Raw genomic sequence first — 12,621 nt, forward strand, 5'->3', positions numbered from 1 at the left:
CGAAGGAACGGCAGGTGATGGACGGTGCGAACGCGCATCGGTACGCGGTACGAGCTGATCGACGAGATCGGCTCAGGCGCGATGGGATCGGTGTGGCGCGGCTACGACACCGTGCTCGACCGTGAGGTTGCGGTGAAACTCATCCGATTGAGTCAGGCCCGATCCAGCGCCGAGGTCGCCGAACTCGCCGAACGGTTCCGTCGGGAAGCCAGGGTCACCGCGCGGATCCGGCACCACGGCGTACCGCAAGTGTTCGACGCCATCCTCGACGCCGATCTCGCCGAAGTGTGCCTGGTGATGGAGTACGTCGCCGATGCGTCCACCCTGCAGTACTACCTGAGCCAGGACATCGAGCTGCAGGTCGGCTGGGCTGTCGCCGTTGCCGCTCAGATCGCTACCACGCTCGCCTACGCACATGCACTCCCGGTGGTGCACCGCGACCTCAAGCCGGACAACATCCTGCTGTCGGCCGACGGCACGGTGAAGATCATCGACTTCGGCCTCGCTGCCCTCCTGGCCTCCAACACTCCCAAACTGACGATGACCGGCATGATGCTCGGCACCGTCGCCTACATGTCGCCCGAGCAAGGTATCGGGGTCAAACCCACGCCACGGAGCGATCTCTATGCACTGGGCTGCATCCTGTACGAAATGCTCTGCGGACGACCGGTCTTCATCGGCAGTGCGCCCACCGTCTCCCACCACCACGCCTTTACCGACCCGGTCCCGCCTGCCTCACTTCGTGCGGACATTCCGCCGGACCTGAATATGCTGGTACTCGACCTGCTGGCGAAGTCACCCGAGCGTCGGCCGATCGATGCGGAATCGGTCTTCGACCGACTACTGGCGCTGCTGCAATCTCCCACCACACCGCTGTGTTCGGAGTTGGTGCCGACTGGATTCCCGGACCCAGTCGAGATCTTCCGGCGGCCGAACGCACCGAGGCAACCTGGTTTACGTCGGGCCTCGACTCCGCTTCTCGGCTGCGATGCCGTGCTCCCGGCCAATTCTGAACTCGACGAGCAGATTGCGGCGGGGGAGGCCGAGTATCAGCAGCTGGTCGACGAAGGTCGTTTTGCGCAGGCTGCGGATGTGCTCGCCAGGGTAGTGCCGGAAGCAGCCCCCGATAGTGAGGATCGCCGGTCTCTCGAACTGCGGCGGAAGATTGCCCAAGCGTTCTTGTCTGGCGGTGAGTTCCGCAGGGCTGGAACAACATTCGATCAGCTTGCCGATGGCTTCGCGCTGCTGGTCGGCCCCGATGACGAGCTGGCTCTGCAGTGCCGGAAATTCGCGGTGACCTGTCGGGCCGAGCTGGGTGAGTTGGCTACTGCCGTAGCCGAGACCAGGATGCTGCTGGCGCAGGTGCGTAGAAGCCAAGGCGACGGAAGTCAACTCGCGTTGGAACTGCGTCTCAGTCTCGGTCGGCTGCTGACTCTGATCGGGGAGCGGCTCGAAGCCGCTGTCGTGCTGAACGAGGTCTACGACGATCTACTCCTTCTGCGCGGCACTGACGACGCCATCACCCGCGCGGCGCTGGATGCGCTCGACCAGTTGACGGCCATAGAGCCGCCGCCGGATTGATCGGATCTGGTTCGTGGCCGGCGCGTTCGACCTACTCTGCTGACGAGGTCGCAGGTGGTTGGACCGGCCGTGTAGCTCTAATCGCCGCAAGACCGGCAGACGCTGTAGGCGCCCTTCCTGGGCCCGCCGCTGGCTTCCTCCCGAACACGCAGCGAACCGCATCCGCAGCGCACCGCGTGTTCGCCGGTACCGGGTGCGTCACCGATCGTGCGGCGCAGGAATTGGCGTCGCAAGGCGTCAGCCAGGTTGGCGTGTTGTGTGCGGAGCAGGGTGCCGGGTCGGCTGCCCAGGATCGGGCCGGTTGCCGACCAGACGACAGAGTCGGCGACGATGCATGACTCGTAGACCGGGCGCAGCGGGTGCAGCATCGTGTGGTGGTGGCGGAGTGGGTCTTCCACGCACCGCAAGCTGGTGGGGTCGTCGGCGCGGTACCAGATCGACACTTTCACGGTGTCGGGGAGGGCGGCGATTGCCTCGGATATCTCGCGGGTGAGCGGCCCGTCGGTGGCGGCGGTGAAGATGTCGATGGTGCTGGTCGCGGCGGCGATGTCCTCGAGCACCTGGGTGAGGGTTTGCTCGCGCCGTGTCGGGCCTGAGCTGTCGGCAACCGCCGACCAGGAGCGAAGCTCGGCGTATTCGCTCATGTGTGAGAGGAATCGGCGCACCGGCGTGCCTGCTGGGCAGATGGTGCGGAGATAACTCATGTCGGCCAACAGGATTGCTTGTTCGCGGGCGCGGCTCATGGCGACGTTCAGTAGCCGGGCGCCCTCGCTGCCCATGTGGGTCTTGGTGAACCAGGCATGCGGGTCGAATCGACTGCCGGTGGACTCGACGGCGTCGTAGAGCACGATATCGGTTTCGCCGCCTTGGAAGCGGTGGACGGTAGACGCCACTGCCGCGGGTTGCCGGCCGGCCGTGAGGGCTTGCAACAGGCGGGCTTGCGGCACAAACGGGCTGATCAGGCCGACCGAACCCGGATTGGTTGCTGTGTTGAGCGGGACGTGCACGATATTGCCCGCGAGCTGGGCGTTGGCCAGGTTGTAGCGGGAGCTGGTGCCACCACGGCGGGCGACAAGCGCGGCGAGGCCGCCGGTATCGACAATGACCAGTTGAGCTTGGTCGGTGTGGACAGTCCGGGTGGGTCGAGTGTGGACCGACGACGCGGTGCGCAGGTTCACCTCGGGATAGAAGGCCGTGCCGATGGCGTCTCCGATCTGCCGGCGCATACGGTGCTGCTGGTTCAGGGCGATCAGATTGGCAGGCGGACGGCCGCGGCGGACCGCCTCGGCGATACCCGACTTCTCGAAAGCGCTGTGGCCGAGCCACTCCTGAGAGCCGGGTGACTCGGCCTGGACGATCGGCGAAAGCTGACGGAAGTCGCCGGCGATGATGGTGTGGCCGTTACCCGCACCGGCGACGAGCATCGCCATTGCCGACGAGACCATGCTTGCCTCATCGATGATGACGGTATCGAAGTGCTTGGCGTACAGGCTCTTCAGCATCACCTGGTGCGTCGTGCAGGCGACCAGCTTCGCCTTTCGGATTACCTGGTCGCGGACGTCCCGGAGCAGCGTGCCGAGCTCGCGCTGGAATTCGGTGAGGTCGGCGATCTTGCGGGTCAACGCGATGCGGTCGGGCGATTTCGCTTCGGTGGCCGCCTGCAGGCGGCCACGGAGTTCGCCGAGTTCGGCCTGGACCTCCACCAACCGGCGGGCGGGCCTTTCCCCAGCGGCGGCCGCGATCTCGTCGAGCACGACCGGCCTCGACAAGCCGACGAGCGCCGTGCTGTCGGTGACACCGATACGGGCAACCTCACCGTTGCGGAATGTCGGCCGCCGGGCAAGCAGAGCACTGAGCGCGACATCTACCGCAGCATTCGTGGGAGCTGCGAGTAGCACGGTCCTTCCCGAATCGAGGAGCTCGGCGAGCAGCGCAGCAAGGGTGGTGGTCTTGCCGGTACCCGGTGGGCCCCACAACCAGGTGACGCGCGGTTGCATTCCATGCGCGACGGCGCTGGCCTGCCGATCGTTCAGACCGATGACTGTGCACGGGTCGAGCGGCGGGACAGCGTCGAGGAGACCAGCGGGGCTGATCGTGGCCAGCGCGGCCTCCGTGCAGAAGCCGGGTGCCGCATCGGCACGGAACTCGGCGTAGGCCTGAATCTGGCGATGCACCAGCCACGACAGGTCGCAGCGCAGCCGCGCGGTCTCCCGAAAGACACTGTCGGCAGGAAGTTTCAGCGTGATCTCGGCGCCGAACTGAGTGAGGACTTCGGCTTCTACAGCCTCGGCAACGCCAGAGTTCTCGGCGGGTACGAGAGTGGCGGTGAGACCCTCGCGGACATTGTCACTGCTCTGGATCTCATAGCGGACGATCATCCGGGTGGGCGTACGCTCGACGAGTTCGCCTGCAACCAATGGTATTTCTTGCTGGGTCCTCTGCCTGGTGACTGTCGACAGTTCGTCGCGCAGCGCCGCCGATACCTCCGCGGCGATGGCAGGCCAGCTCGGATGGATCGGGTATTCGACAGGTGTGTCCGGGTTTTCGTCGTCGAGCAGGGATTCGCGCATCTTCTGGAGTTCGACGCGCCGGGTGATCTCGAGACCGGGCTGCCTGCGGACACCGACCTGCCGGTCGGCCTCCCGGCGTTCTGGCCGTGTTGTCGCCACCGGTCGGGTCGTACCCGGCGCTGCCCAAGTGTTGGTCACCTCGTCGAAGGTTGCCAATCCGAATTCGCTGCACAGCAGAAACAGTTCGGTGGAATCGATCCGAATCCCTCGTTCGGAGAGTTGCGCGACGAGCTCCGCAGTAGTTCGGGAGCCGGCACCGAGAACCGCGCGAATCGCCTGCTGCTTCCGGTCGGATCGAATCTTCGTCACGCACTGCTCCGTCGAGAGAGAACTTCGGGACTCGATTTTGGCAGGAATCGGGCGATGCTGGCGGGGTTATGTGTCCGGACCGTGACCTTGATCGGGTCGACTGAGATCGGTCCAGCTCAAGGTAGTTGGAGTGGAGTGCTGCATGCGACGGTCTCTGGCCCTGCGGCCAACTCGTCGTACAGGGCTTCGCCGTCGACATCGACTGGATTGGGACCGGCGGTCGACGAGAAACCCAGACAGAACGACACCGAATACGGGGGCCCGGCAAGAGGTGGCAAGTATTCGGTCGCCGAGGGTCCTTCCGGGTGCAGCACCTGCAGTGGTAGGCGCACACGGACCGTGCCGCTGAGTGTGGATCCCGGTTCGATTCGGGACGCGAGTGGTGGTGGTAGCGGCATCGACCTTGGCACGATGCATGCTCGAAATCGCTGAATATCGGGCGACTGATTCATCTCGAGTCTCGGCGCACCCGGTGAGGATGAAGATCGACGACATCAAGAGAACTCTACGTAGATTCATGTGGAGTGCACGATCCTCTGACCCAGGAAGCGGCTGCGACGCTGCAGCGGTTTCTCGTCGACGATCGGTCGGCGGGTGGCTGATCAGTTGCTATAGCGGCGGTGCTTTGGGGGCAGCGTGCACGTCCCCGGGTCGCAACAGCCGTAACAACGGTGGGGTGAGACGGAGTTTTGCGGCAGATGCTGTGATTGCTTCTCGGAGGTAGGGGTACACAGCCATAACGCCAACTCGTTGAACGAACTCGGGGAGCACTGAATCAGAGATCGTGATCGATCGGCCGAAGTCATATCGTGCCGCCGCGTCACACACGTACTCACCCCCACCACCAATGACCCGGCACAAGCAGCGAACATCGATCCCGGTGCTTGTGGTCCGCACCGAGATATCGATGTCGGTTGAACCGTTGGCCTCTGTCTGCGAACTAGAGGTTGTGCGTTTGCCGGCAACCTCGAAAAACACGATATCGACGAGCTCAGCGATATCGACGAGCCCGTCGACAGTGTCGACCTGGATCGGAGTCTCGTCGGCTTCGGTCACCGCGCGACCGTCCACTGCTCGAATTGGGTTGTGTCGACAGAACTCTCGGCATGCGCAAACCGTGGCGAGTTTGCGATGTAACCGATCTCGGAAAACACGGAGGCGTCAGCGGTTCTCGCGCAGCTCCGGCTGGAAAGCCACGCGTCGATCTGTGCGAGAGTATCGAGTGATAGGTGGTCGGTGGAATCGTGCTCGAGTCCACGTGCTGCGAGCCACTTGTTCACATCGCGCCATAGCCACAAGCCACCTGCTGCGAGATTCGTCGGCGCAGGAAACGGCTGCGTTCCGCACCGTTCGCCACGCACCCAATTGCCGACTGCTTGGCGAGTGACCTCGGCACGGTCGGCGATATCTTGCCTGGTGACAAGGTCCGCGTAGGTGCGGGTGACGCGTATTCCAGCGGTTTCGAGGATGTGCACAGCATGCACGCCCGCGATGTAAGCCGAGGTTCCAGTCGCGGCCAGTGTCACCAACGTCAGTTCGCTGTGACGTTCCAAGACGCAATCGAGGTGAGCCTCGACGAGCTCGATTCTCGGGTCGAAGGCGTCTGTGATGCCTTCGACTACGAACATGAACTCAAAGCTCGCGACATCGTGCGTCGTCATGTCCTCAATGATGCCCTCCACCTGCCCTGTTGTCAATTGACAACAGGGGCTAGCGCATGAGGTCGTGCTGGTCAGGGCATCGTTTGGCTGCGCGTTTGATGCGTTTGGCTGCGGCGTCGGCGTCCCGGACTGTGCCACCGATAGTGATGAACCTTCCATCGGGCCCGCATGGGCAGTACAGCGCGATCTTGTGGCCTTGTCGCCGGATACGAAACCCGCGCTGCTCGACTAGCTCGGTAACCACCACGTAGATCGGCTTGTCGATCTCCTTGCGGATCTGATGGGGCGCGATCTCTTCCCAGCCGTCGTTCGTCACTACCGTCCGCTCCGGGGTTGTTCGATAGGGGCTCTGGCACGTTCGAGGAAGAGCAAGCGCCAATCAGCCATCGTATCGGATCGGAATCCGCACTCGGATAGCGTTGTGCCGCTAGATATTTGATCCGCCGGTGATGGGGTGTCCAGCGTGGCTGAGATCCGCATCGGTCGATGCCAGGCCGTGCTTTGTCGTACTGGCTGGACCCAACGTTCGTGGGTGGTGAATCTTGCCCGGTTCACATGTCTACTCCTCGGGGAAGTCCTCCGGAAATGTCGGTACGATCGGCGGGTCTCGGCGCGCCGCCTCCACGACCACTCGCATCCGCCAACCTGGGTACGGGCTGCCCGCGTCATGGTTCGCACCACGCCAAACCTTCACACGGTGGATGGTGGCGTCGGCCGGCACGTCGGCCAGGATGTCGAGTTCGTAGTCCCTGTAGATTCGGCTAGCAGCGTTGACGATGAAGCTCGGAGACCCCCGCGACGCGGCGGCGATCGGAATGGAAGCAGTGGGTCATAGCCGCGCACTGACATCGGCGCGTATCGCAACCGAGCTTCGCGGGCTGGCAGCGGCGCGCGAGCCAGCTTCATGAGCAGCCCCGAACCTATCGAGGCAAGCGCGCTGGCCATTCTCGAGCAAGCGGCGGCTATCAGCGGCATCGATCCAACTCGTGCGGAGCTCGTCCGGGCGGGGTCCAACACGATTTACCGTGTGGGCGACATCATCGGGCGGGTCGGCAAGGCCGGAACAACAGATGCGGCCGAACAAGAACTACGAATCTCACAGTGGCTCAACGCCTCTGGACTGCCAGCGGTTCACATTGCCGATGTCGCTATTCCCCTGGTCGTGGTAGATGATCGTCCGATCACCTGGTGGCAGCGGATTCCGGCCCACCGCGCAGCGACACCTGCTGAACTCGCGACCACGCTTCGCCAACTTCACGCCCTCGCGCCGCCGACAACGTTCGTGCTCCCAGAGTACGAACCGTTCGCCGGGTTGCGCCGAGCAATCACGTCGACAGGTCGCCTGGCCGCTGAGGACCGCGCTTGGCTTCTCGACCACCACGACAGACTGTGCGACCAGCATTTCGAGCTTGGGCCTCCCGCTCGGAAGTCGGTCATTCATGGCGACGCGTGGCAAGGCAACCTAGTCGTTCCGTTCGGAGGAAGGCCGATAATCGTTGATCTGGACAGAGTCTCTCTGAGCCGACCAGAGTGGGACCTCATACCGATAGCGGCTGACCACACCGATTTCGACCGTCTGTCGGAGGCCGACTACCTAGCTTTCGTAGACGCCTATGGCGCTGACATCACCACGAACCCGGCTTTCCGGCTGCTCGCCGACATCCAAGAACTCCGCTGGACCGTTTTCGCGCTATCGCGGTCAGCAACCAGCGAGAACGCAGCGGGCCAGGTGCGCCATCGTCTTGCCTGCCTGCGGGGCGAAATTGGCCGACCGTGGCGCTGGGATGCGCTCTAACAGACTCGTCGTTTGGCCATGGGGCATGCCGACTACCGCGCGACGGGTAGCGACCGCGTGGTGAGACCCTTCGGACATAGAACTCTCGGGTCTCACCGCAGTGGCCCCGTGTCGTCGTGGCTGGAGGCTTGGTGTTGTCGGCAGGCGATCGCGGGTGTGTGGTAGGGCCGTGGGCGATGAGGATGTGGATCGGGTTCAGTCGAGTCCGGTGGTAGGTGCACCGATATGGTTGCGCGGATGAGACTTTGGACGCTGCAGGCGCCGGAAGTGGTGACGACGTTGCGCCATGTCGGTGTCTACCGCGCCGAATGGGATCTGGTTGTCGGTAACTGGCGTGGTGCGTACGTCGAGATGGTGGCGGAGATGCGGCGGCGCGGCATCGATGGTGGTGACGCGCCGCCGGTGTGGTGCTGGCCCGGTCGTGCGTGGCGGCGCGGGGCCGTTCGGACGTCGGCGAGAATGCTGCTCGGTGATCATGAATGGGCGCACGGTCGGTGGTTGTTGACGCTCGATGTGCCCGCTGAAGTGGCGTTGGCGACCTCGTATGCGGTGTGGAACGACTATCTCGGCTATGCGACCGGTTTTCAGGATCAACCCGAGCAGATGGATTGGTCCGGCCGGAAGACCTGGGAGTTCGACGAAATCCAGGTGTGTATTCCGGAGTTGCGTCGGGAGTGGGTTGTGCGTGCTCGGCCGTACCTGCCCGATGCGGACACGGTCGCTCGTATCGAAGCGGACCCGGTGTTGCGTGATCGGTTCGCTCTGACTCGTGATGGGCTGCGGCGAAGATCGATTCGTGAGCGCGTTGGCAGGTTCCGGGCGCCATACCCGCGCAACGGATCTCGATTCATTGGCCGAACGAGAATCTGAGGTTCGCGTTGATCAGCGTGTTCAGGCGGTAGCGAAGATGCCCGACTGTCGAGTCGTCGAGGTTCGGCGTGTCGATGTAGAGGGTCCAGCGGAGGTCGGTGCCGCCTCGGCCGGCCGCGGGGAGGTCGAAGCGGATGCGGGCCGTGGGGTGTTTCGGCCACAGTGAGCTCCAGATGACGAGGTCGGGATCGTTGTCCTCGAGGGTGATCGGGCGTTGCTCGTCGGAGAGCAGGATCAGCCAGGGACGGGACGGGTCGCGGTCCGGGTTTGTGAGGGCGGCATAGACGGCCTGGGGTGGGGCGGGCTGGTTGCGCTTTCGGCTGCCTATGGGGTGCATGGCGCGGATGGTAGTGGGAATCGCGGTCGGTCGCGGTGACCGCGGTTCGTCGGTGGGTCAGGTCGACAGGACCTCGGCGATGTCACTGTGCCCGCAGTGGGCTGCCTGGGGTGCGAGGAGGGTTCGGAGGCGGGGTGGGAGTTCGGAGTTCATGGCCGCCACGGACTTCCAGATTTCCGGGTCGGTGGTGGTGAAGGAGGTGACCAGGGACTCGAGGTCGTCGGAGTCGGCGAGGAGGGTCAGGGAGTGGGCTCGGGCGGCGGGGTCTTGGCGGAGGACGATGCGGATCAGGGTGGTGGTGGAGCCGGCGGCGGGGGCCGCGGTGAGGGCGGCGTGGAAGTCCGGGGCGGAGAGAGTGGAGATGGTGGTGGCGAGGAGGTCGTGGGTGTGGGATGGGAGGACGTCGACGAGGGGGAGGGCCGCGGGCCAGAGGTTGTGGGCGGCGGCCGTCGTGATGGCGGCCGACAGAGTGTCGGGGCGGTGCATGACGGGGAGGGCGGCGAAGCGGCGGCGGTCGGATTCGTCGAGTGCCATGGCTACGGGGATGAGGGTGTCCCAGTGGTTGCCGGTGTGGGCCTGTTCGATGAGGGCGGTGAGGGCGTCGTCGGATTCGGCGGAGATCCGGGCGGCGACGATGTGGAGTTGGGTGGGGGTCAGGTGCTCGGCGAGGGGGAGTAGGTCGAGCCAGAGGTCCTGGGTGAGGGCGAGGTCGGCGATGCCGGTGAGGACGGCGGGGTCCTGCATGGTCGGGCGTTCGACAAGGCGTTGCAGGGCAGTGGGTTTCATGCCTGCGGCTACCGGGAGGAGGGTGTCCCAGGCGTCGAGGTCGGTGACGGCGGTGAGGAGGGCGTCGAGGATTTCGGGGGACTGGTCGGCGACGACGTTGCCCAGGTGGGAGCGTTCGGTGGGGCCTAGGAGGTCTAGGAGGGCGATGGCTTCGGGCCATTGGTTTTCGGCGGCGGTGGCGCGGATCATGCCGGGGACGCGGTCGGTGACGATGGTGAGGAGGCGGTCGGCGGCGTCGGTGTCTTCGAGGTAGTAGCCGACGTGGAGGAGGTCGATGTCGGCGGCGTGGGGGAGGGCGGCGCGCAGGACCTGGTCGGGGACGGTGCCGGCGAGGCGGCCCATGGTCAGGTAGTCGCCGCGGGCGATGAGTTCGCGGGCGGTGGCGGCGGCCATGCGGTCGGGGACCTGGGCGATGAGGGCGGTGGCGCGGCGGGGGTCGAGGGTGACGGTGGCGTCGGCGAGGAAGGTGGGGGAGAGGGCGCCGGCGATGGCGACGGCGCGGGCGGGGTCTACCGAGCCGGCGATCGCGGCGGCCAGGACGGGGCCGAAGGCGGCTTCGGTGATCTTGGCGGCGATCGGGGCGGGGATGAGTTTGGCGGCGGCGCCGATGCGATGCATGCGGTGGGATTCGCGGTCGGCGATGGTGCCGGTGATCTGGTCGCGGAACTGGCGCAGGGCGGCGGGTGGGAGGTCGGCGAGGAAGGTGAGGTCGGTGGGGTCGGGGCGGTCGAGCACGCGGGCGAGCTTGGCGAGTTCGGCGGTGCTGTGGTGGGTCGTGGTCACAGTCCGAGCACCTTCTTCACGGCGGGGCGGGCGAGGCGGGGGATCAGGCGCATGCCGGAGTTGACGGCGTCGTCGAGGGCGGCGCGGCGGTTGTCGAGCGCGGCGCGGACGTAGGCGTCGAGGCGGGTCAGCTCGTCGGGGGTGAGCTCGGCGAACTCCGGCGGCGGCGGGGCGCCGAGCGTCGCGGTGAGTTGGGCCAGGGCATCCGGCACGGACCGTCTCCTTCGGTGCGGCGTCCGGCAGAACGTACTGCCGGTACGTTTTGCGATACTGCCGGTCCGGAACGGGAATGTAAAGCAGGGTTGTTGGTAGGTGTGGGATTCGTACTTGCGGTACGTGTACCGTGTCAGGGGTGAGCAGAGCGAGCCGCCGTCCCCCGCCGGTGACCCGGGATGCCATCGTCGACGCCGCGATCCGGGTGCTCGATCGGGATGGGCCGCGGGTCAGCATGGACGCCTTCGCCGCCGAGGCGGGCATCACCAAGCCGCGCCTGTATCGCCAGTTCACCGACAAGAGTGACCTCTACACGGCCATCGGCAACCGCTTCGCCGACACCGCCTTCGCCGCGACCGGCACCGACCTGACCTTGCTGCTCCAGCCACCGCGTGAGGCGATCGCGCGGGCGCTCGGCGACTACGCCGTCGGCATTCTCGACCACCCGAATGTGTTCCGGTTCCTGGCGCAGGCGCATGCCGGAACGAGCGGGGACGGTGCGACCGGGCAGTACGACCTCAGTAGCGCGGTCGCGGACCGGTTCACGAAAAGGGCGCGTGCGGTGGCAGATTCGATTCCGCTCGATGCCGAGGGGATCGAATATCTGGCGCGGGCGATCGTTGGGGTGATGATCGCGCTCACCGATCTGTGGCTGACCGATCCCGAACCGGAATCGAGTGAATTCGTCCGCAGGGTAGGGGAATTGGTGTGGGGGATGATCGACGCGTTTTTGCGGGGGCGTGGTGTGGAGGCCGCACCGGATGTGCCGATCTTCGTCACGTTGGCGGCGTTGAACGCGGACCACGAGGAGCCGGGCGTCGGTTGAGGGACGGACATCCGTGGGATGGCCGCCATACTCGCAGACTAGTGACCCTCGTCGAGTCCGCACGTGGAGGTCTGTCAGGTGGAGAAGACGACAAGGAATGCTGACAGCATCAGCCCAGCCAGTGTCAGTGACGCCACCGCCGCTGCGCCGAACCAGCGCGTGTTCCTGTTGACGGTGAGCGTGATAGCGGCTGCGGCAAGTGCGGCAAACATCGCGCCGACGATGGACCAGTAGGCGATCGACGCGAATAGGTCGGCGTTGTCGGTCAACCCGAGCGCCTGTCTCAACCGCTTCGCGGTCCGTGGAAGGGCGAACATCCCGGCGGACCATCCGACGGCTATCCCGCCTACCACCTGGATGGTCGCGTTCAGCACCGTCATCACCTGGCCGCCGTCCGTCGACGCCCTCTCTGGGTGTGCGTCGGGAGTTCGGTCAGCAGGCAGCTCGGACGAGCACCCGATTGGTGCCTGTTCCGAGGTCATGGATCACCACCCATCTGGCATCGGCCCGGTTCTGTTCATCCGAGTGCTCGCTTCCGGTGCTGGAACCGAGTAGTTCGGCGTCGCTCCAGTACTGTTTCCAGGAGCTCGGCACGCCGGGCATGAACCGATCGAGTGCCGATTCGCGCTTGAACTCGGCGATCTTGTCCGAGGGTATCTCTACGACTGCTGTCGATGCTTGGTCGTTGAAGAACGTGTCCTCCTTGTATTCACGGAGCTTGGTGTCGGCGGGGAACACCAACTGTCCACAGGCGGCCATCGATCCCAGATCCGCCTTTTCGTTCGAACAGCCGACTATTGATGCGAGCATCGATCCGAGGGCGACGATTCGTATTGTCGTGCGGCGTGCACGGGTGGTCACAGCTGCTGGTTCCGTGTCTCGACCGACGC

At 65.1% G+C, this 12,621-nt stretch carries 13 protein-coding genes; 4 read left to right on the forward strand and 9 right to left on the reverse strand.

Annotated features, from left to right (window positions below):
- The first annotated feature begins 24 nt into the window (after positions 1-24).
- A complete protein-coding gene (locus ACFVAV_RS22510; RefSeq protein WP_379037057.1) occupies positions 25-1,581 on the forward strand; it encodes a protein kinase in 1,557 nt (518 codons plus the stop codon).
- 77 nt (positions 1,582-1,658) lie between these two features.
- Here ACFVAV_RS22510 and ACFVAV_RS22515 read toward each other — a convergent pair whose 3' ends face one another.
- The 4 genes from ACFVAV_RS22515 to ACFVAV_RS22530 form a co-directional block, all read right to left on the reverse strand.
- Positions 1,659-4,250, reverse strand: coding sequence for a DEAD/DEAH box helicase (locus ACFVAV_RS22515; RefSeq protein WP_379037058.1), 2,592 nt, complete (start codon positions 4,248-4,250; stop codon positions 1,659-1,661).
- 819 nt (positions 4,251-5,069) lie between these two features.
- Positions 5,070-5,516 (reverse strand): hypothetical protein, encoded by a 447-nt coding sequence (locus ACFVAV_RS22520; RefSeq protein WP_379037059.1) that lies wholly within the window; start codon positions 5,514-5,516, stop codon positions 5,070-5,072.
- On the reverse strand, positions 5,513-6,121 hold the full coding sequence (locus ACFVAV_RS22525) for a hypothetical protein (RefSeq protein WP_379037060.1): 609 nt from the start codon (positions 6,119-6,121) through the stop codon (positions 5,513-5,515). Before ACFVAV_RS22525 ends, ACFVAV_RS22520 begins: the two co-directional genes overlap by 4 nt.
- A gap of 49 nt (positions 6,122-6,170) precedes the next feature.
- Positions 6,171-6,437, reverse strand: a complete 267-nt coding sequence (locus tag ACFVAV_RS22530) for a hypothetical protein (RefSeq protein WP_379037062.1) — start codon at positions 6,435-6,437, stop codon at positions 6,171-6,173.
- Between the two features lie 588 nt (positions 6,438-7,025).
- Here ACFVAV_RS22530 and ACFVAV_RS22535 point away from each other — a divergent pair.
- Positions 7,026-7,916, forward strand: a complete 891-nt coding sequence (locus ACFVAV_RS22535) for a phosphotransferase family protein (RefSeq protein ID WP_379037063.1) — start codon at positions 7,026-7,028, stop codon at positions 7,914-7,916.
- A gap of 237 nt (positions 7,917-8,153) precedes the next feature.
- The gene (locus ACFVAV_RS22540) at positions 8,154-8,786 is read left to right on the forward strand and encodes a hypothetical protein (RefSeq protein ID WP_379037064.1); all 633 of its coding nucleotides are present in this window, start codon (positions 8,154-8,156) and stop codon (positions 8,784-8,786) included.
- On the opposite strand, the gene ACFVAV_RS22545 is transcribed toward ACFVAV_RS22540, so the two are convergent.
- Genes ACFVAV_RS22545 through ACFVAV_RS22555 form a run of 3 tightly spaced genes read right to left on the reverse strand, consistent with a single transcriptional unit; the run spans position 8,764 to position 10,904 of the window.
- Positions 8,764-9,123, reverse strand: coding sequence for a hypothetical protein (locus ACFVAV_RS22545; RefSeq protein WP_379037065.1), 360 nt, complete (start codon positions 9,121-9,123; stop codon positions 8,764-8,766). The genes ACFVAV_RS22540 and ACFVAV_RS22545 overlap by 23 nt on opposite strands.
- Before the next feature lie 57 nt (positions 9,124-9,180).
- Positions 9,181-10,692 (reverse strand): hypothetical protein, encoded by a 1,512-nt coding sequence (locus ACFVAV_RS22550; protein WP_379037066.1) that lies wholly within the window; start codon positions 10,690-10,692, stop codon positions 9,181-9,183.
- On the reverse strand, positions 10,689-10,904 hold the full coding sequence (locus tag ACFVAV_RS22555; RefSeq protein WP_379037067.1) for a hypothetical protein: 216 nt from the start codon (positions 10,902-10,904) through the stop codon (positions 10,689-10,691). Before ACFVAV_RS22555 ends, ACFVAV_RS22550 begins: the two co-directional genes overlap by 4 nt.
- A gap of 140 nt (positions 10,905-11,044) precedes the next feature.
- Between ACFVAV_RS22555 and ACFVAV_RS22560 the strand changes: the two genes are divergently transcribed.
- Entirely contained in the window at positions 11,045-11,731 is a 687-nt protein-coding gene (locus ACFVAV_RS22560; RefSeq protein ID WP_379037068.1) for a TetR/AcrR family transcriptional regulator, read from the forward strand.
- A 74-nt stretch (positions 11,732-11,805) separates the two neighbouring features.
- Here ACFVAV_RS22560 and ACFVAV_RS22565 read toward each other — a convergent pair whose 3' ends face one another.
- Together ACFVAV_RS22565 and ACFVAV_RS22570 are read right to left on the reverse strand one after the other, a co-directional pair.
- Positions 11,806-12,111: a hypothetical protein gene (locus ACFVAV_RS22565; RefSeq protein ID WP_379037069.1), complete on the reverse strand. Its 306-nt coding sequence runs from the start codon at positions 12,109-12,111 to the stop codon at positions 11,806-11,808.
- Between the two features lie 52 nt (positions 12,112-12,163).
- Positions 12,164-12,592 carry a hypothetical protein gene (locus ACFVAV_RS22570; RefSeq protein ID WP_379037070.1) on the reverse strand — a complete coding sequence of 143 codons (429 nt, stop codon included), beginning with the start codon at positions 12,590-12,592 and terminating at the stop codon, positions 12,164-12,166.
- Between the last annotated feature and the right edge of the window lie 29 nt (positions 12,593-12,621).

The sequence above is a fragment of the Nocardia sp. NPDC057663 genome (assembly GCF_042799895.1).
Lineage (GTDB): Bacteria > Actinomycetota > Actinomycetes > Mycobacteriales > Mycobacteriaceae > Nocardia.

Bases quoted from the DNA above. Each gene is read 5' to 3' on its own strand.
- ACFVAV_RS22525 (WP_379037060.1), bottom strand. From the start codon at position 6,121: ATGACGACGCACGATGTCGCGAGCTTTGAGTTCATGTTCGTAGTCGAA.
- ACFVAV_RS22535 (WP_379037063.1), top strand. From the start codon at position 7,026: ATGAGCAGCCCCGAACCTATCGAGGCAAGCGCGCTGGCCATTCTCGAG.
- ACFVAV_RS22540 (WP_379037064.1), top strand. From the start codon at position 8,154: ATGAGACTTTGGACGCTGCAGGCGCCGGAAGTGGTGACGACGTTGCGC.
- ACFVAV_RS22545 (WP_379037065.1), bottom strand. From the start codon at position 9,123: ATGCACCCCATAGGCAGCCGAAAGCGCAACCAGCCCGCCCCACCCCAG.
- ACFVAV_RS22565 (WP_379037069.1), bottom strand. From the start codon at position 12,111: ATGACGGTGCTGAACGCGACCATCCAGGTGGTAGGCGGGATAGCCGTC.